Genomic DNA, 17,664 nt, shown 5'->3' on the forward strand with positions numbered 1-17,664 from the left:
TTATTTCACGGCCTTCTTGGCGAATTCGATCATTTCTTCGATGGAAGACGCCTGCCGGTTAAATTGAATGAGCGACGTGCCGATGGCGAGCGCCAGCCGCTGGGCGCGCTCTTTGGCCGCTTCGTCTTGAATTTGATTGATGTCGGCCACCTGCGCCAGACCGTGCACGCGGCGCACCATCTTGCTGCCGGTGAAGCCGAACGTGTCCCGCAGCACTTCTCTCATGTACCAATCCTGGTAACCCGGCGTTTTGGCGATTCGGTCGGTACTGTGCCGGTTCCACAGCTCCCGGAATTCGCGCTCGAACGTCTCCCATACGTCGCGGATCGTGCCGGTCAAGTAGCTGCGGAAATCTTGGCGCGAAGCCTCGTCCTCGCCCCAGCCTTCCTGCGCGGCGAAGTTCAGCAGCAGATTGGCGAACACCGCGCCGATATCGAAGCCCATCGGGCCGTAATAGGCGAACTCCGGGTCGATGACCTTGGTCGAATCCGGCTTGATGAAGATGCTGCCGGTATGCAGATCGCCGTGCAGCAGCGCCTGGGCATGGGTCAAAAACTTCTCGCGCAGAATCGCCACTTCCAGATGAAGCCCGGTATCCTGCCAGACGGCGGCGACGGCGTCGCGAATGGCCGGTGGCACGTTATTGTTCGGCGAATCCATATACGGATCGTCGAAAATCAAGTCTTCGGTAATTTTGCACAGCTCCGGGTTAATGAACCGTTTGACCCGTTCTTTTTTCTCCTGCTGGTTCATGCCGAGGTCGGACGTGTAAAAAAGAGTACGGGCCAAAAACGTCCCGATATGCTCGGCGAACAGCGGGTATTTGTTACGCTCGATCAAGCCTTTGCGCATAATGATATGGTCGCTCAAATCCTGCATGACCGTAAGTGCCAAGTCCGGCTCATAAGCGTATACGTGCGGGACAAGGTCGGGGCACAGCGATTCCTGAATCATCAACGCTTCGCTCTCGATCCGAGCGCGGTCCAAGGTCAAAGGCCACGATTCGCCTACGACTTTGGCATAGGGGAGCGCTTGCTTTAAAATGATGCTTTTCCCGGTAGAAGGCTCCGAAATATGGAACACCAGATTCAAGTTGCCGTCCCCGATTTCGCGGCTCGCGAGCTCGGAATCGGGTTGAAACAGGTCGGGTAAACTTCTTGCATAATCGATAGCTTCCGATTCCGTCAGCGGATGATATGCGGACATGGGTTGAATTCCTCCTTTTTCCATATGAAAACTGCCATTCTCTCTAGTATAAATCAATTTGGTTTGCGTTGGAATAGAGGAAATGCGTTTTCCTTCCGTGCGCGTTGTCCGGTCTTGGCCGTGTCTTTTACAAAATGTTCATACCCCGATAATATGCGCTTAATGCTGGAAGATACAATAAAGGTAAATACGCGGAGCTGGAGGTTTTTGATATGGAGAAACTGCTCGGTAAATTGCTGTTGGTCGCGGCGTGCTTCGCCATCCTGTGCGTGCTCGGGTGGACCTCGCCGGAAAATCCGTCCGTAGCCCTGAATGCGAATCCTTTAAAAGCAAGTCACGAGCAGTACCAACGAATCTCGGCTTCCAATTATTATGTACAGAACGGAAACTGATCGGACAAACGATTGCATATTGAAAAAGGGGAGGCATGGGCGCCTTCCCTTTTTGTTTGCCGAGCAAAAGCCCGGAGGCTACTGCGTTCTTCTGCGATGCTCCACCAAGTCAATGGTTCCCAGCACGACGTGTGCGAGCCCAAAACCGACGGCCGCCGCGGCCGCCATCGGGAATTTGTTTCGCATAGCGGCACCGGATGCTGCGACAGCCGTACCGAGAACGGTTGGAATCAGACCTTCGCGCATAGCTCTTCACCCTCCTCGCAGCGGATTGAATGATGTAGCGTTTTTAGCATCGATTTTTGCGATCGTTTTTATGCTCTTTCGGAATTGCAATGTTTTGGCTGGAAATCTATAATAGCGTAAACGAATGGGCTAAACTACTAAGGGAGGAAGGTGCAAGAGATGATACCGCAAGGACAGGCGGTCGGACTGAAGGAGTGGGCCGTGGCCGTCGAGGCTTTGAAGCAGGGGCGGCAAATCCTGATTATGCGCAAAGGCGGCATCCGCGAGGAAACCCGGGATTTTCAAGTGGAATCCGACAGCTTTTATTTGTATCCGACCTATGAGCATCAGCGTAAAGAGCTGATCAAGCCGGAGTTCGCGGAGCGGGTGGACGACTGGGCGCCCGAAGGGAACGGCGAGCAAGCGGAAATCGGATGCTGCGCCGAGCTCGCCGAGGATATCCTGATCGAGACCGAGGAACAGCTTGCCAAGCTGAAGCCGTTTCACATTTGGACGGACCGGCTTGCCGAAGAGAGGCTGAAGTGGAAACGAACGAAGCCGCTGCATGTCATGCTGCTTAGGGTGTATGCGCTGGACGAGCCTGTGCGAATCCCGGTGCTTGACGAATATAACGGGTGCAAATCGTGGATCGGGCTCCCCGAATCGCTGAACGGGGCTCCGCGCCGGCCGGTGCTGACGGATGAAGCTTTTGCGATAGAGGCCAACCGGATTCGGGAGGCGCTTGCACAAAAATAGTTCCGGGAAATCCGCGGACGGGACTTTCTTGATTTTGCATATTGAGATATAATATTATTATTGAGAATCATTGATAATCAGTTTGTAATGATTATCATTAAATAATAATTAAAACTCGGAGGCACGAAACTATGGCAAACGTACCGCATTTTACTATAGACGGTTTGAAAGCGACTGTCGAGGGCAAAGAGATTTTGAAAGGCCTTAGCTTGACGATTAAGGGCGGCGAAGTCCATGCGATCATGGGACCGAACGGAACGGGCAAAAGTACGCTGGCGTCCACCCTCATGGGCCACCCGAAATACGAAGTGACGGAAGGAAGCGTGACGCTGAACGGCGAGGACGTGCTTGAGATGGCAACGGACGAGAGAGCGCGTGCCGGCCTGTTTCTTGCCATGCAGTATCCGAGCGAAATTACAGGTGTGACGAATGCGGACTTCCTGCGCAGCGCGATCAATGCCCGCCGCGAGGAAGGCAGCGAAATTTCGCTGATCAAGTTCATCCGCCAGATGGAAGCAAAAATGAAAGAGCTGGAGATCAACCCCGAGTTCATGCACCGCTATTTGAACGAAGGCTTCTCCGGCGGCGAAAAGAAGCGTAACGAAATTCTGCAAATGATGATGCTGGATCCGAGCATCGTTATTCTTGACGAGATCGACTCGGGCCTCGATATCGACGCACTGCGCATCGTGGCGACGGGCGTCAATGCCATGCGTTCCGAAGACCGCGGCTTCCTGATCATCACCCACTACCAACGCCTGCTGAACTACATCACCCCGGACTACGTTCACGTGATGATGCAAGGGCGCATCGTGAAATCCGGCGGACCGGAGCTGGCTCAGCGTCTGGAAAACGAAGGTTATGACTGGGTGAAAGAAGAGCTTGGGATCGTGGACGAGCGGGTAGGCCAGGACGAAGAGGAATTCAAGATTCCGATGAATACGACGGCTCCGAAATACTAAGCTATCGAAAGGGAACAGGAGGATTAACCATGAGTACACAAACCGTTCTTCCGATCGATCGCGCAAGCTTGGTAGAGCTGTCCAAAGCAAGACAAGAGCCGGAGTGGATGACGACTCTGCGCGCGCAAGCGCTGGAGCTTGCCGGATCGCTCGAATTGCCGACATTGGAGAAAACAAGAATCGACCGTTGGAACCTCGCTTCCTTCGGAACTTATAAAGCGGGCGCGAAGCTCGCATTGCTCGAAGAACTGCCGGCCTCGGCCAAGAGCCTGCTGCAGAACGACGGGCAAGGACACCCGGACAATCTGATCGTACAGAAAAACTCGGGCGTCGTGTACAGCAGCGTCTCCGAGACGTTGAAGCAGCAGGGCGTTGTGTTTATGAGCCTCGAAGAAGCGCTCCAAACCCACGGTGAGCTGGTGCAGAAATATTTTATGTCTGTCGTAGGCAAGGACGAAAACCGCCTGACGGCGCTGCATACGGCGCTTTGGAGCGGCGGCGTGTTCCTGTACGTTCCGAAAAACGTGCAGGTGGAAGTACCCGTACAAGCGCTGTTCGTGACGGACGATGCCGAAGCGAGCTTTTCACCGCACGTCTTGATCGTTGCCGAACAGCATGCGTCGGTGACTTACGTCGACAACTTCGTTTCCGAAGGCAGCGTGAACGGCCTGGTGCAAAACGGCATTGTGGAAGTCGTCGTCAAGCCGGGAGCGAAGGTAACCTTTGCCTCGGTGCATAATTTGAACGAATCGATTACCGATCTGACGTATCGCCGCGCGCTGGTGGAGAACGACGGAAGCATCGAGTGGATCGTCGGCGAGATGCATTACGGCAACGCGATGTCGGATACGACGTCGATTTTGAAAGGCAACGGCTCCACCTCCGATGCAAAGGTGATCTGCGTCGGTACCGGCGAGCAGAAGCTGAACGTGTCCACCCGGGCAGTTCATTTCGGCAAAAGCTCCGACAGCCAGATGATCACCCGCGCCGTTATGCGTGACGGGGCAACGGCCATCATCAACGGCATTACCAAAATCGAGAAGGGCGCGACCAAAGCGAACGGCGAGCAAACAGAAAAAGTGCTGATGCTCAGCCCGAAAGCGCGCGGAGACGCCAACCCGATTCTGCTGATCGACGAGGATGACGTTACGGCGGGCCATGCGGCCAGCGTGGGTCAAGTGAACCCAGAACAGGTATACTATATGATGTCGCGCGGCGTTTCGCGTGAAGAAGCCGAACGGCTGATCATTTACGGCTTCCTGGCACCGGTGGTGTCTCAAATTCCACTGGAGCAGATCGCGTCACAGCTGCAGCTTCTCGTGGAAAGGAAGCTGGGACAATGAATACGGCGGACATACGCAGTCAATTTCCCATTCTTCATCAGGATGTGAACGGCCATCCGCTCGTTTACCTGGACTCGGCGGCTACATCGCAAAAGCCGATCTCGGTGATCGAAGCCGTTAAACGTTACTACGAGTTCGACAACGCAAACGTACACCGCGGCGTGCATACGCTCGGTTCCCGCGCGACGGACGCATACGAAGGCGCGCGCGAGAAAGTGCGGCGCTTTATCAACGCTTCGTCTACGGAGGAAATCATCTTTACCCGCGGGGCGACGACGGCGCTCAATTTAGTGGCTTCAAGCTATGCGCGGGCCGTATGCGGCGAAGGGGACGAAATCGTCATTACGCCGATGGAGCACCACGCCAATCTCATTCCATGGCAGCAGGTCGCGAAAGCGACCGGCGCTGTCTTGAAGTATATTCCGCTGCAGCCGGACGGCACGATTCTTCTGGCTGACGTGGAGAGCACCGTTACCGAGCGTACGAAAATCGTATCTGTCGTTTACGTATCCAATGTGCTCGGCGTTGTAAACCCGATAAAGGAAATCGCGGAAATCGCGCATCGCAAGGGCGCCAAAATGGTTGTTGACGGCGCTCAAAGCACGCCGCATCTCAAGGTGGACGTGCAGGCGCTGGGCTGCGATTTTTACGCGTTCTCGGGCCATAAGATGTGTGCGCCGACCGGAATCGGCGTCCTGTACGGCAAAAAAGAGCTGCTGCAGGAGATGGAGCCAATCGAATTCGGCGGCGAAATGATCGATCATGTCGGCTTGTATGACTCGACTTGGAAGGACCTGCCTTGGAAGTTCGAAGGCGGTACGCCGATCATCGCAGGAGCCGTAGGCCTTGCAGCGGCGATCGATTTTCTGGACGGCATCGGCTTGGAGGCGATCGAGAAGCACGAGAAGCAATTGGCCGCCTACGCGATGGAACGCATGCTGCAAATCGAAGGCTTGACGGTGTACGGACCGCAGCACGATCGGGCGGGATTGATCACGTTCAACCTGGACGAGGTGCATCCGCACGATGTGGCCACCGTGCTCGACGCCGACGGGATCGCGGTCCGTGCCGGCCACCATTGCTGCCAACCGCTGATGCGCTGGCTGAATGTCACGGCAACTGCCCGTGCGAGCTTCTATCTGTACAACACCGAAGCCGATGTAGACCGGTTGGTCGCTTCCCTTATTAAAACAAAGGAGTACTTCGGCTATGCAATTGGATGATTTATACCGCAGAGTCATTATGGATCATTACAAAAATCCCCGCAACCGCGGCACTTTCGAGAATCAGTCCGTCAGTATCGATCTGAATAACCCGACCTGTGGCGATAAAATCCAGCTTCAAATGCAGGTCGAGGACGGCAAGGTCAAGGCGGCTAAGTTCGTAGGCGAAGGCTGTTCGATCAGCCTTTCTTCCGCTTCGATGATGACGGAAGCGGTCAAGGGCAAGACGCTCGAAGAAGCGCTGGAGATGGCTGAGAAATTTTCCGGGCTGATGAAAGGCGAGCCTGTGGAATTTGAATACGAAGATTTGGAAGCTTTGTCCGGCGTGAACAAATTCCCTGCACGGATCAAGTGCGCGACACTGGCTTGGAATGCGCTGCGCAAAGGAATCGACCAAGTAAACACCAACAAATAAGGAGGTATGACACCCATGGCAAAGAAAATGCCGGAAATGGAAGAATATAAATATGGGTTTCGCGACGAGCACAAAGCCGTGTTTCAGAGCGGAAAAGGGCTGACCCGCGAAATCGTGACCGAGATTTCCAGAATGAAAGGCGAGCCGGAATGGATGCTGGAGTTCCGCCTGAAGTCGCTGGAGCAGTTTTTGAAAATGCCGATGCCGCGTTGGGGCGGCAATATGGACGATTTGGATTTCAACGACATTCAATACTACGTGAAGCCTTCCGAGAAGCAAGGGAAAACGTGGGAAGAAGTGCCGACGGAGATCAAGGAAACGTTCGACAAGCTCGGTATCCCGGAGGCGGAGCAGAAGTTCCTGGCAGGTGTATCCGCTCAGTACGAGTCCGAGGTCGTCTACCACAGCATGCAGAAGGATCTGGAAGAGCAAGGCGTGCTGTTTATGGACACCGACACGGCGCTTAAAGAGCATCCGGAAATTTTCAAAAAATACTTCGGGACGATCATTCCCCCGAGCGACAATAAATTCGCCGCATTGAACAGTGCGGTATGGTCCGGCGGCAGCTTCATCTACGTGCCGAAAGGCGTGAAGGTGGAAATTCCGCTGCAAGCTTACTTCCGGATCAACTCGGAAAACATGGGGCAGTTCGAGCGTACGCTCATCATCGCCGACGAAGGCAGCTTCGTGCATTACGTCGAAGGTTGTACGGCTCCGGTCTACAGCACGAACTCGCTGCACAGCGCCGTCGTTGAGATCATCTGCCTCAAAGATTCCCGCGTCCGCTACACTACGATCCAAAACTGGGCGCCGAACATTTACAACCTGGTTACAAAGCGTGCGGTTGCGGAAGAAAACGCGACAATGGAATGGGTCGACGGCAACATCGGCTCCAAGCTGACGATGAAATATCCTGCGGTTGTGCTGAAAGGCCGCGGCGCGAAAGGCATGGTGCTTTCCATCGCCGTTGCGGGCAAAGGGCAGCATCAGGATGCCGGTGCGAAAATGACGCACTTGGCGCCGGACACGACATCCACGATCGTATCCAAATCGATCAGTAAGCATGGCGGCAAAGTAACGTACCGCGGTTTGGCTTCGTTTGGACGCAATTCGGAAGGCTCCAAAGCGAACATCAAGTGCGATACGCTCATTATGGATAACGAATCGACGTCCGATACGATTCCGTACAACGAAATCATGAACGACAACATTACGCTGGAGCACGAAGCGACCGTCTCGAAAGTATCCGAGGATCAGCTGTTCTACTTGATGAGCCGCGGCTTGACGGAAGCAGAAGCGACGCAAATGATCGTTATGGGCTTCATCGAGCCGTTCACGAAAGAACTGCCGATGGAATACGCAGTCGAGATGAACCGTCTCATCAAATTCGAGATGGAAGGCTCAATCGGTTAAGTTTTCATTTTCGGGGAAACATGCAAATACGTGTCCGTAGCGACGTTTACGCTTAGGTGTAAAGTCGCCCGGGTACGTATTTTTTTTAAGGACAAATGAGGGAGAGAAATGGACAAAATTCAATACCTGTCACAATTCAATCTGCTGAACTCGCTATCGATGGAAGATTTGGTCGAAATGGATCAACTCACTTCAATAACTACGATTGCGAAAAATCAGTATATCCAAACACCGGACACTTTTGCCGAAGGGCTTTACTTTGTGAAAAAAGGAAAGGTCCGCCTGTACAAGCTTAATGCTGAAGGCAAGCAGTTCACTCTGGATATCCTAAGCGAAGGGAACGTGTTCGGCGAAATGGCCGGAATTTCATTCGGCACACGGGAGCTATACATAGAAACAGTAGAAGAATGTCATATTTGTTTGATGAATAAGGATCGATTCGAGAGTTTTTTAGTTCATCATCCCCGATTTATGATGAACTTAATGAAAGTATTGAGCGAGCGGATGATCGATATGAGCAAGCTGGCTCAAAATTTGGCCCTTGCGAAGCTGCACGATAAAATTTTGTTTATTCTTATTAAGCTTTCCAATCAGTTTGGAGTCACGGAGGATTGCGAGTTTTACCAAATCGATATTCCTCTTTCCCATCAAGAAATCGCCAATTTCGTCGGTGCAACCCGAGAGGCCGTCACGGCAGCCTTGCAGGATCTGGTGAAAGAACAAGTGATTAAGACCGGATTCAAAACAATCTACATTCATCGAGGCAAGCTTTCGGAAAGGAACATCATGTAAGGTTTCCGGCTGCAGTTGTAAACTGGATTACATCTTTCCCTAAAGAAAAAGAAGTATCGTATAGAGGCTAAAACCTATACGATATGGAGAGATGATCTCATGGAAAAGATGCCGTTTCAAAAATTGCAGTCTGAATTGGAAGCAGCGACGGCACAGATGGAGCAGCTACTCCCTCAAGAAGTGCTGGATGCATTCGACATGTCGATCCGGGAGCTTCGGGAATCCGGTGTTGGTACAGGATTGGAGCTTGGAACTCAGGCACCTGACTTTACTTTGATCGATCACACAGGGAGCAAAATCACGTTGTCCGAGGAAACGGCTAAAGGTCCCGTTGTTCTTACCTTTTACCGCGGAGCATGGTGTCCTTTCTGCAACTTGCAACTGCTGGCCTATCAGAGAATATGGAATGACCTTCAAGCAGCCGGCGCTCAGCTCATTGCAGTTAGTCCGCAAACTCCCGATCAATCCATACTTCTAAATGAAAAGCACCGATTCAGCTTTCCGATCTTAAGCGATGTTCATAATCAAACAGCGGAAAAATACAATCTGAAATTTAGAATACCCGATCATTTGCACGACATTTACAGGTCGCTAGGTATTACACTGGATGCCTTTAACGGAGATCATTCATGGGAGTTCCCTGTACCCGCTACTTTTGTTATCGATAAAGCACGGATCATCCGTGCGGCGCAGGTGGATGCTGATTACAAAAACCGCATGGAGCCTGCCGAAATCATGCAGATTTTGAACTCGATTTCGTCGTAGCAGGGGGCAGCGATGGATCTGGAAAAGAAAATCCCCATATCTGCTGAGATTATACAGCGGAAGGGAGCCCGAAAGGCTGCCGATATCCCAGAAGCCGTGATGCAACTGCTGCAAAGGGGGAGACTGCAGACCGCCAATCTTACGGAGTGGCTGGCTATCGATCATCTCAAGCTGCTGCAGCATGTGCTCTGCGAACTCGAATTGCATGAAGAATCGGATGAGATGTTATCCGGTTTGGAACGGTTGAACCAAAAGAAGATCATGAGCACGATCCCCGCCATTGCGAAAAAGTGGCTAAGCTTGTTGGACCGTGTACCGGAAAAGGAAGGCTTCCGAATCTTCCATGCATTAGCTTGTCATCGTTCAGATAGCGTGCGCTGCTGGGCGGCTTATATGATCGGATTGGACGAGCAATTAACTATAACGCAGAAACTTACGGGCATTCGTCCTTTTGCTGCCGATTCCCATTTTGGCGTGCGCGAGATGGCCTGGATGGCGGTCAGGGAATCGATTTCTAACGAATTATTGCAAGCACTCGATATTTTGCACGAGTGGGTGCGTGATGAGGATTCGAATATCCGCAGGTTTGCCGTCGAATCGCTCCGTCCGCAAGGCGTTTGGGCCAAGCACCTTTATGTCTTGAAAGAGCAGCCTCAACTGGCGCTTCCGCTTTTGGAGGAGGTCAAGTCCGACCCGGTCAAATATGTTCAAGATTCGGTGGGAAATTGGCTGAACGATGCTGGTAAGACGAATCCAGACTGGGTGCGTCGGATTTGCGATGCATGGCTGGAAGCTTCGGATACGAAGGAGACGAAACGAATCGTGGCCCGGGCGACAAGAAGCTTATTGAAAGAAAAAATCGAAGGAGCAGCTGCGTTAAGCTGAAGATGAAAAACCTCCATCGCCACCTTAAGGAGCAAAGTGGCTGTGGAGGTTTTCACGTTTAATTATAGCCCAGATAGGCAACGACGGTGAAATCACCCGGCGAGTCTAAGACAAGTCTATACTGTCCGTCGGGCTGATTCGAAGCCAAAGGAATCTTGAGACGCGCATATTGACCGGCCACAATGGCTCCTGTCGAGTTGCTGCCCACCAGCACATCTCCGTTCGGTGTCACCCGGTACAGCTTGAAGTTGACCCCGAGGCTACTCCGACCGTTGTTTATGAAGTTGCCTTCAATATAAATATTGCCATGGACTTGGACCGGCGCCCAAGTATCGTTGCCTGTACCCGGTCCGCTCGAGGCCGCCAAACCAGAGGAAGCAAAACTAAATAGCAGGACAAGTACGAAAGCGATAGACGCGATTTTTCTTTTCATACCATCTCAAGCTCCTTTTTTCATAGAATGAACTCGACAAGCGCTTTCTTTGTACCAGGCGGATAGTCTTCTACATTTTGAATTCGCTTTCAATTTGAATGTTGTCGGTTAGCCGAACACCTCCCAATAGAAGAGTCATTGGGATATTCTGGGTTGTTGCTATAAACATACATTACCTTTTATACCGGCGTCTATAAATTTTCCCTTAATTTTATATGAGTTTTTTATGAATACTCTTGCCCAATTTATGCAGGAGGACTGCACTTATTTGTTTCCAGCCAACCGGATGCATAGCGCCCTGACCCCTGCTTCATCCTATAAAGGGACCGAATTCCGGCGAATTCACGAATTCACGAACGAGAGGAAGATGGTGCGATGATCGGATCATGGCGGCGTCCGGTGGCGGCTTCGTTGGTTGCATGCTTGCTCGCGGCAGGCTGTGGACCGCAATTATCGAAGGAACAACGGCTTTCGAATCAACAGGGCATTCCGAGCAATCAGGGGCAAGCCGCAAACCGGTTAAAAAGCGAAGAAATCAACGGAAAAACGACAACAATCGGCCTGAACGGCGGATTTATTCGCATGCTGCCGCAGGGCCGGGTGGAAATGACGATTCCCACCGTGACTATAGGCGGGACCGCGTATGTGGTCGGTTCCGATTTTGCCAAAATTGTCGGATTCCGGTCTAATTGGGATCAAGCCAGGGGAGTATTTCAGTTGGGGGAGCACGACGCGTCTTACGAGCTGAAGCCGGGCCAAGCATCAGCGCTGAGAGACGATGAGACGGTGGCGCTTAAGGAAGCGCCTATTCTTTTTAATTCCCAGATACATATCCCCGTGTCGGCGTTAAACCCGGTATTTGCGAAAGATTTATCATTCGAAATCAAGGAACAGGCGGCGGTCGTCCAAGCCACCGACTGGGCGGTTAGCGGGGCGATCGACGGCCCGCTGGAGGCGAGCACGGGAGCGGAGCTTGACTTCGGCGACGACCCGAAGGACCCGTTTCAAAGAACAGGAGGGGCTTCGGCGATGAGGCTGGAGCGTGACCCGCTGCTGGAGGCTTCCGATGCTGTCGAGGCCATGAAGGGACTGGACCATTTTTCCGGGGATGATATGGCGGTCCCCGTTCTGAAGCAGGTCGATATGAACGCTTTGCTGACCCGGGCGCAGCGATACGTCGGCGTGAACTATTCGTTCGGCGCCGCACCTTATTCGACCTCGGGCAAGTTCGACTGCTCCACATTTACGCAATATGTGTTTGCCAAATCCGGGATAACGCTGAACCGGACAGCCCGGGCCCAAGCCAAGCAAGGGACCGCCGTCGACCGAAAACAATTGCGGAAGGGCGATCTGTTGTTCTTTTACGTTCCCGGTAAGTTTCGCAGCCAGAAGACGGTCGGTCATGTCGGCATTTATCTAGGGAACCAAAGAATGATTCACTCTGCTCCGGAGCCGAAAGACGGCGTGCAGATTACCCACATCAACAATGCGTATTGGAAGCAGACGTTTTTGGCTGCCACGCGGGTATCCTCTTAAAAAAGTAACAGCCCGGCCGGTTGTCCGTCAGGGCTGTTCTTCGTATGTAAGGCAAACGTGTATTAATCCGCGAAAATGTGCTCAACTTCCAAATCCGTCCGTTCCGACAAATCGATGAACATCCCGTCAAAATTGACGAGCGGCCGGAAAACATCGGACGGATGGGTGAGTACGATCGTACCTGTTTCACCGGAAGCCAACTGAATTTTTTTGCCGATAAAATTCGGGACCATGTGCTGGATAAACAATTGCGTAATATGAGGATCAATTTGTCCGAAGCTGCACCGGTGAAGCTCGCGCAGAACGAACAGCAGATCGCGTTTTTTCTGGTACACCCGGCTTGAAATCATCGCGCTGTAAATGTCCGCGACAGCGACGATCTTGGCCAGCGGATGAATTTCATCTCCGCGCAGGCCGTACGGGTAGCCGGACCCGTCGAGCCGTTCATGGTGCTGCAAGGCAGTCAAGCATATTTCCGCGGGCAGCCCTGAACGCTGCAGCAGCTCGTATCCGTAGATCGAATGCTTTTTCACGCGTTCATATTCTTCCGCCGTCAATTTTCCGGGCTTCTGAAGAATGGCCGGATCGATGAAGCCTTTGCCGATGTCATGTAAATAGCCCGCTTTGCCGGCGAGCTCAGCATCCGCCTCTGATTGTCCGAGCCATTTGGCGATATAATAGGAGATCATGCCTACTTGAACGCTGTGCTGATACGTATAATCGTCCGAACTGTTTAACACGAGCAGGAGCGAAACGACGTCCCTCTCCTGATGAACTTGCTGGACAAGCGGGTTGAAACCGTTGTCAATAAGATCCTTGTGCACAATTCCTTTTTGGATCGCTTGCTCAAATATGCCTTTCATGCCGTCAACTGCTTCATGGTAAGCTGCTACTGCGGCAGCTGAGGCAGCGTGCTCCGTCTGCGTTGGTGGAGATTCGTCTCTTGCTGCGTCGGGCTCTTGGTCATCCGCGCGAAAAGCGATGTCCACTTCGTCGATATGGTGCAGTTTCAGCTTCTCAATGTCATCGACGGAAAGCTCGGTATGTGCGGATAGGACCAGCAGTCCGTACCCGTTAAACGTATCTGAGCCGAGCCGATCGCCAACTTTGACTTGATGGATCGATATGAGCACAACGGGTTCACCTCTGTCCTGGGGTCACGGGACGTTTACCGTAAATAAAAAAGTTGTCCCTTTTGTTCTCATGATAACAGGAAAATGAACCCAAGGCACTCGAATTTTGTCGAATAAAAGGTAAAAATTAATTAATATTTAATCTATTTTGTAACAATTACATTCCGATATAGCGGCTGTACAAGCTTTTGGCCACAGTAGGGTCTTCGGTGCCCTGTACGATCATTCGTCCGTCCGGGAAAAGCACCAATGTTAGCGATTCGTCCAAATGAAGCTTCAGAAGAAACGGGTTTTTCTCGACCCGTCCAAGCGGCTTAAGCCGTTCCGCCCATTCTTCCAAAGAGAGCGCGGTAGGCGCAACGGGCTGGATTTGGACGGAATTCCGGCCGCACAGCGTCTGGATCGTATCTTCCTCCAGCGAAGCATCCAGGTATTCGAATTGACGTTTCGCGCAGCAAGGGCAATCCGCTTTGCGCGCTTTCGACACGTCGATAGCAGCGTATTGGTTGTACCAGAGGTCCCAATGGACCATCTTGCGGTTTAGCTGCTGATGCACCCCCACAAGCAGCTTGAGCGCTTCGGCCGCTTGGTGGGAGGCGACCGTATGAATGATCGACCCGATCACGCCTGCCGTATCGCATGTCTCCGTCGTACCCCGCGCGGGTGGTTGATCGAACAAGCACCGCAGACAAGGCGTTTCACCGGGAATGACGGTATGCGAGACGCCGCGGGAGCTTACGGCGCCGCCGTAAATCCACGGAATTCCGTGCTTGACGCTGACGTCGTTAATTAAAAAGCGCACCGCAAAATTATCCGTTCCGTCCAAGATAAGCTGGACGTCGGCAAGCAATTGCTCGGCATTGGCGAAATTCAAGTCGGCCACGACCGGTTCGATAACCACGCCGGAGTTCGCCGCGCCAAGCCGGGCGGCAGCCGCTTCCGCTTTGGGCGCGGAGCCGGCCGCATCCGCTTCGTCGTAAAGCATCTGCCGCTGCAGATTGCTCCGCTCGACGAAGTCGCGGTCGATCAGGCGCACGAAGCCGATACCGGCGCGCACCATATGATTGGCGAGCACCGTGCCGAGCGCACCCATGCCCACGATGGCGACACGGGCTTGCAGCAGCTTGGCTTGCCCGGCTTCGCCGATGGGGGCGAACAGCATCTGCCGCGAATACCGTTCCCGGTCCGCAACGTGTACGTTATCCTGCTCCGCCATGCTGTCGGATACGCTCATGCTCGCCCTTCTCCTTCCTGCGGAAGACCGGCTGCCGGATTCCAGGGGCCTTGCTGATGTCCCTTCCACTCCGAGCCGTCCTCCCATATTTCCTTCTTCCAGATCGGCACGATTTGCTTCAACCGCTCGATGGCATAGCGGCTGGCCTCATAGGCGAAGTCGCGATGCGGGGAAGATACGGCAATGACGACGCTCGTCTCGCCTACCGGCACTGTACCGAGCCGGTGCGTAATTGCGAGCCGCGTACCGGGCCAGCGGGAGGACAGCTCGTCGCCGATTTGGCGCATCGTTTTCAGCGCCATCGGCTCGTAGGCTTCGTATTCCAGCTTCGTGGTCCTTTTGCCATGGGTAAATTCCCGGGTAGTGCCGACAAACGCCAGCGTTGCGCCATGGTCCGGGTGAAGCACTTTGGCCGTCACCTCATCGGTACGGATCGGATCGCGGGTGATGGCGTAGGGCTCCGGCTCGCCGCCGGAAACCGGCGGGATGAGCGCGACTTCGTCCTGCCCGGTGATGCGGACCGCATCGTCCGCGTACTGCTGATTCACCGCGACGAACGCTTGTTTAAGCACGTCCGATGCCGCGGGGTAGCGGGCGGCCAGCAGCGCTTTAAGCTCCTGCGGCGTTAGCCCGTCTTGTTCTATGTCCAGCTCCAGTACCGGGGAACCGAAATGCTCGGCCAATCCGGCGAAAAGCAGCAGCTTCAGCTTCATGGTTGTCTACTCCTTTGTTCATGCGGCCTTTCCAAGTCCGGCGAATGGGATCTCTGTGCGGCAGATGATTGGTCCGGCCGCGTTAAGCTCGTGATCCACCGGCTTTGCGGGCTGTTCTTTTAAGTTTCAGCATACCATATTTTTAGCGAAAAATGATATAATGGTTGGTGATGTTTCAAGGGAGATGGAGGCGTAGCATGACTATAGAAATCGCAGATGAGTACGTCGGTCGCGTCCAGTATACCGTAAGCGAGTTGGCGGCCATCGCTCCGCGAAGGTTTCCGGTGCAGGAGCGGGTGAGCGGCGTCGCGGGGAACGCGTTCGACTGGCCGGCATGGTACGAAGCTTGGGTTCGAGCGCAGCAGGCGGAGCCGGAACGGACCCCGACCCGTTTGGAGGTCGAAGGGGCGGACGAATTTCAAGCGGGCATTCCTTGGAGCGAATTGAAGCAAGCCTTGGTGCTCTATGAGCAGGAGGACGGCAGCCCGTTGGCCAAAGGGTATCCGATCCGTTTGTACGTTCCGGGCGGAAGCAGCGAATGCCTCAATGTGAAAAGCGTCGTGCGAATCCGGATTCTCTACGATGAAGAGGCCGCGGAAAAATCGGCGACGTACGGGTTTAAAAATACGATAACACCGGAGCAGCTGCTCAAGCCGCGTTCTTGAAAGCACGCCGCTCTGTTCATCTACTCGCTACTTGAAGGAAGGTGCCTTTGTGATCGAACGAATGAGGCTGCGCGTCCTTCATACGAACGATATTCACAGCCACTTTGAACAAATGCCCCGCATCGCCTCCGTCCTGCGGAGGCTGCGCGCGGAAGCCGGGGAAGAGCGGACGCTTACGCTCGATATCGGGGATCATATCGACCGGATGCGCCCGGAAACCGAAGGGACGGACGGCCGGACGAACATCGCGGTGCTGAATGCATCCGGCTATGAAGCGGTCACGCTTGGCAACAACGAGGGATTGTCCTACACGGAGGACGTCCTTGCGGAGCTGTATGGCCGACAGGCGAGCTTCGCCACCGTCATCTGCAACCTGCCGGCATCGGCAACGGGAGCGCTGCCGCTGTGGGCGGTGCCGTATCATATCGTCCACAAAGCGGGAGTGCGCATCGGGCTGATCGGAGTCACCGCCTGCTTTACCGAGTTTTATAACCTGCTCGGATGGGACGTGCGGGAGCCGTTCGACGTCGTGCCGCCTCTTGTCCGGCAGCTTCGTCCCCAAGTGGACGTGCTCATCGTCATGTCCCATCTCGGGCTGCGCAACGACGAGCGCATGGCGGCCGAAGTGCCGGGCATTGATCTGATTTTGGGCGGGCATACGCATCACTTGCTCGAAGAACCGCTGCGCATCGGAGGTACGCTCGTCTGCGCCACAGGCAAATTCGGACAATACGTCGGAGTCGTCGATCTGGAATGGGACCCCGCCGAGCAGAAGCTGGTGCGTGCGGAGGGTTCCGTGCATGCGGTGGCTATCGAGCCGGAGGATGAGGAGATCCGCAGCCTGATCGGGGAGTATGGCCTTCGTGCCGCCGCCGAATTGGACCGTGAGGTCGCCCGCTTGCCTGTCGAGCTGCCGTATGATTGGTATGGCGAATCGCCGCTCGGCAATTTGCTGGCCGGGGGATTGCGCCGGTGGATGGAAGCCGAGATCGGCCTGGTCAACGCCGGACAGCTGCTCGGCGGACTGCCGCAAGGCCCGGTATCGGCCGGCATGCTGCTTCAATTGTGCCCGTCGCCGATCAATCCGTGCCGGATGAAGCTGACCGGAACGCAGCTGCTTCGCGCGCTGGAGGAATCGCTGCTCCCCGAGTTCATGGACAAACCGTTGTACGGCTACGGCTTTCGCGGCAAAGTACTCGGCACGCTTTGCGTAGACGGACTCATCGTAGAGTACGACCCGAAAGGGGCCGATTATGCGAAAATTCGCTCCGTAGACGTCGGCGGGCTGCCGTTGGAAGCGGAGCGGCAATATTTGGTCGGCTCCATCGACATGTTTACGTTCCGGGTCGGCTTCACGTCTCTCGGAGAAGGGACGGAGGCCGAATTCTTCCTGCCGGAATTTTTGCGCGATGTGCTGCTCCGGGAGCTTCGCGACGAAACGTCGCTTCAGCACAGCTTTTCCAGGCGGTGGCGCGCGGTGGGAGAATCACAGCACACGACTTAAAATATGCGCTTCTTTGTGTACAAACCACAGCAAACAAGCTAGAATATAAAAAGCGATATATGATACGAA

Annotated in this window: 19 protein-coding genes; 13 read left to right on the top strand and 6 right to left on the bottom strand. The window is 54.0% G+C overall.

Annotated elements, in window-relative coordinates:
* Positions 1-1,206: an S-methyl-5-thioribose kinase gene (mtnK, locus tag ET33_RS13170; protein WP_036681699.1), complete on the bottom strand. Its 1,206-nt coding sequence runs from the start codon at positions 1,204-1,206 to the stop codon at positions 1-3.
* 212 nt (positions 1,207-1,418) lie between these two features.
* Here mtnK and ET33_RS13175 point away from each other — a divergent pair, with 212 nt between their 5' ends.
* A complete protein-coding gene (locus ET33_RS13175) occupies positions 1,419-1,598 on the top strand; it encodes a hypothetical protein (protein ID WP_036681701.1) in 180 nt (59 codons plus the stop codon).
* Positions 1,599-1,676: 78 nt separating this feature from the next.
* Here the strand turns inward: ET33_RS13175 and ET33_RS13180 are convergent, their stop codons facing one another.
* A complete protein-coding gene (locus ET33_RS13180; RefSeq protein ID WP_036681704.1) occupies positions 1,677-1,844 on the bottom strand; it encodes a hypothetical protein in 168 nt (55 codons plus the stop codon).
* 159 nt (positions 1,845-2,003) lie between these two features.
* On the opposite strand from ET33_RS13180, the gene ET33_RS13185 reads away from it, so the two are divergent.
* The 9 genes from ET33_RS13185 (at position 2,004) to ET33_RS13225 (ending at position 10,377) form a co-directional block, all read left to right on the top strand.
* Entirely contained in the window at positions 2,004-2,579 is a 576-nt protein-coding gene (locus tag ET33_RS13185) for a DUF1802 family protein (RefSeq protein WP_036681707.1), read from the top strand.
* A 131-nt stretch (positions 2,580-2,710) separates the two neighbouring features.
* Positions 2,711-3,541 (top strand): Fe-S cluster assembly ATPase SufC, encoded by an 831-nt coding sequence (gene sufC, locus ET33_RS13190; protein WP_025852740.1) that lies wholly within the window; start codon positions 2,711-2,713, stop codon positions 3,539-3,541.
* Positions 3,542-3,570: 29 nt separating this feature from the next.
* The gene (gene sufD, locus ET33_RS13195; RefSeq protein ID WP_036681713.1) at positions 3,571-4,884 is read left to right on the top strand and encodes a Fe-S cluster assembly protein SufD; all 1,314 of its coding nucleotides are present in this window, start codon (positions 3,571-3,573) and stop codon (positions 4,882-4,884) included.
* Positions 4,881-6,107 (top strand): cysteine desulfurase, encoded by a 1,227-nt coding sequence (locus ET33_RS13200; RefSeq protein ID WP_036681715.1) that lies wholly within the window; start codon positions 4,881-4,883, stop codon positions 6,105-6,107. Before sufD ends, ET33_RS13200 begins: the two co-directional genes overlap by 4 nt.
* Entirely contained in the window at positions 6,094-6,522 is a 429-nt protein-coding gene (gene sufU / locus ET33_RS13205; protein WP_010492177.1) for a Fe-S cluster assembly sulfur transfer protein SufU, read from the top strand. The genes ET33_RS13200 and sufU overlap by 14 nt, the downstream gene beginning before the upstream one ends.
* 15 nt (positions 6,523-6,537) lie before the next feature.
* Complete coding sequence (gene sufB / locus ET33_RS13210) at positions 6,538-7,935, top strand: Fe-S cluster assembly protein SufB (RefSeq protein WP_036681719.1); 1,398 nt, start codon at positions 6,538-6,540, stop codon at positions 7,933-7,935.
* 108 nt (positions 7,936-8,043) lie between these two features.
* Positions 8,044-8,727 (top strand): Crp/Fnr family transcriptional regulator, encoded by a 684-nt coding sequence (locus tag ET33_RS13215; protein ID WP_036681722.1) that lies wholly within the window; start codon positions 8,044-8,046, stop codon positions 8,725-8,727.
* Between the two features lie 99 nt (positions 8,728-8,826).
* A complete protein-coding gene (locus ET33_RS13220) occupies positions 8,827-9,492 on the top strand; it encodes a peroxiredoxin-like family protein (protein WP_036681724.1) in 666 nt (221 codons plus the stop codon).
* Between the two features lie 12 nt (positions 9,493-9,504).
* On the top strand, positions 9,505-10,377 hold the full coding sequence (locus tag ET33_RS13225; protein ID WP_200879208.1) for a DNA alkylation repair protein: 873 nt from the start codon (positions 9,505-9,507) through the stop codon (positions 10,375-10,377).
* 58 nt (positions 10,378-10,435) lie between these two features.
* Here the strand turns inward: ET33_RS13225 and ET33_RS13230 are convergent, their stop codons facing one another.
* A complete protein-coding gene (locus ET33_RS13230) occupies positions 10,436-10,810 on the bottom strand; it encodes a hypothetical protein (protein WP_036681726.1) in 375 nt (124 codons plus the stop codon).
* 375 nt (positions 10,811-11,185) lie between these two features.
* Here ET33_RS13230 and ET33_RS13235 point away from each other — a divergent pair, with 375 nt between their 5' ends.
* Entirely contained in the window at positions 11,186-12,346 is a 1,161-nt protein-coding gene (locus ET33_RS13235; RefSeq protein ID WP_036681730.1) for a C40 family peptidase, read from the top strand.
* A 62-nt stretch (positions 12,347-12,408) separates the two neighbouring features.
* Here the strand turns inward: ET33_RS13235 and ET33_RS13240 are convergent, their stop codons facing one another.
* The 3 genes from ET33_RS13240 to moaD all read right to left on the bottom strand — a co-directional run bounded on the left by ET33_RS13240 (position 12,409) and on the right by moaD (position 15,426).
* Positions 12,409-13,479 (bottom strand): HD-GYP domain-containing protein, encoded by a 1,071-nt coding sequence (locus ET33_RS13240; protein ID WP_036681732.1) that lies wholly within the window; start codon positions 13,477-13,479, stop codon positions 12,409-12,411.
* Between the two features lie 157 nt (positions 13,480-13,636).
* Entirely contained in the window at positions 13,637-14,713 is a 1,077-nt protein-coding gene (locus ET33_RS13245) for a ThiF family adenylyltransferase (protein ID WP_036681736.1), read from the bottom strand.
* Positions 14,710-15,426: a molybdopterin converting factor subunit 1 gene (gene moaD / locus ET33_RS13250; RefSeq protein WP_036681740.1), complete on the bottom strand. Its 717-nt coding sequence runs from the start codon at positions 15,424-15,426 to the stop codon at positions 14,710-14,712. The genes ET33_RS13245 and moaD overlap by 4 nt, the downstream gene beginning before the upstream one ends.
* Before the next feature lie 197 nt (positions 15,427-15,623).
* Here moaD and ET33_RS13255 point away from each other — a divergent pair, with 197 nt between their 5' ends.
* Both ET33_RS13255 and ET33_RS13260 read left to right on the top strand, forming a co-directional pair.
* A complete protein-coding gene (locus ET33_RS13255; RefSeq protein ID WP_036681744.1) occupies positions 15,624-16,091 on the top strand; it encodes a molybdopterin-dependent oxidoreductase in 468 nt (155 codons plus the stop codon).
* Positions 16,092-16,152: 61 nt separating this feature from the next.
* Positions 16,153-17,595, top strand: a complete 1,443-nt coding sequence (locus ET33_RS13260) for a bifunctional metallophosphatase/5'-nucleotidase (protein ID WP_036682549.1) — start codon at positions 16,153-16,155, stop codon at positions 17,593-17,595.
* Positions 17,596-17,664 lie beyond the last annotated feature (69 nt).

The sequence above is a fragment of the Paenibacillus tyrphae genome (genome assembly GCF_000722545.1).
GTDB lineage: Bacteria > Bacillota > Bacilli > Paenibacillales > NBRC-103111 > Paenibacillus_G > Paenibacillus_G tyrfis.

What these genes read in the sequence shown, in the direction of transcription:
- ET33_RS13220 (WP_036681724.1), top strand. Translation starts at nt 8,827, where the DNA reads ATGGAAAAGATGCCGTTTCAAAAATTGCAGTCTGAATTGGAAGCAGCG.
- ET33_RS13180 (WP_036681704.1), bottom strand. Translation starts at nt 1,844, where the DNA reads ATGCGCGAAGGTCTGATTCCAACCGTTCTCGGTACGGCTGTCGCAGCA.
- sufU (WP_010492177.1), top strand. Translation starts at nt 6,094, where the DNA reads ATGCAATTGGATGATTTATACCGCAGAGTCATTATGGATCATTACAAA.
- ET33_RS13200 (WP_036681715.1), top strand. Translation starts at nt 4,881, where the DNA reads ATGAATACGGCGGACATACGCAGTCAATTTCCCATTCTTCATCAGGAT.
- ET33_RS13260 (WP_036682549.1), top strand. Translation starts at nt 16,153, where the DNA reads ATGAGGCTGCGCGTCCTTCATACGAACGATATTCACAGCCACTTTGAA.
- moaD (WP_036681740.1), bottom strand. Translation starts at nt 15,426, where the DNA reads ATGAAGCTGAAGCTGCTGCTTTTCGCCGGATTGGCCGAGCATTTCGGT.
- ET33_RS13230 (WP_036681726.1), bottom strand. Translation starts at nt 10,810, where the DNA reads ATGAAAAGAAAAATCGCGTCTATCGCTTTCGTACTTGTCCTGCTATTT.
- sufD (WP_036681713.1), top strand. Translation starts at nt 3,571, where the DNA reads ATGAGTACACAAACCGTTCTTCCGATCGATCGCGCAAGCTTGGTAGAG.
- sufC (WP_025852740.1), top strand. Translation starts at nt 2,711, where the DNA reads ATGGCAAACGTACCGCATTTTACTATAGACGGTTTGAAAGCGACTGTC.
- ET33_RS13235 (WP_036681730.1), top strand. Translation starts at nt 11,186, where the DNA reads ATGATCGGATCATGGCGGCGTCCGGTGGCGGCTTCGTTGGTTGCATGC.
- ET33_RS13175 (WP_036681701.1), top strand. Translation starts at nt 1,419, where the DNA reads ATGGAGAAACTGCTCGGTAAATTGCTGTTGGTCGCGGCGTGCTTCGCC.
- ET33_RS13225 (WP_200879208.1), top strand. Translation starts at nt 9,505, where the DNA reads ATGGATCTGGAAAAGAAAATCCCCATATCTGCTGAGATTATACAGCGG.
- ET33_RS13255 (WP_036681744.1), top strand. Translation starts at nt 15,624, where the DNA reads ATGACTATAGAAATCGCAGATGAGTACGTCGGTCGCGTCCAGTATACC.
- ET33_RS13215 (WP_036681722.1), top strand. Translation starts at nt 8,044, where the DNA reads ATGGACAAAATTCAATACCTGTCACAATTCAATCTGCTGAACTCGCTA.
- ET33_RS13185 (WP_036681707.1), top strand. Translation starts at nt 2,004, where the DNA reads ATGATACCGCAAGGACAGGCGGTCGGACTGAAGGAGTGGGCCGTGGCC.
- sufB (WP_036681719.1), top strand. Translation starts at nt 6,538, where the DNA reads ATGGCAAAGAAAATGCCGGAAATGGAAGAATATAAATATGGGTTTCGC.
- mtnK (WP_036681699.1), bottom strand. Translation starts at nt 1,206, where the DNA reads ATGTCCGCATATCATCCGCTGACGGAATCGGAAGCTATCGATTATGCA.
- ET33_RS13245 (WP_036681736.1), bottom strand. Translation starts at nt 14,713, where the DNA reads ATGAGCGTATCCGACAGCATGGCGGAGCAGGATAACGTACACGTTGCG.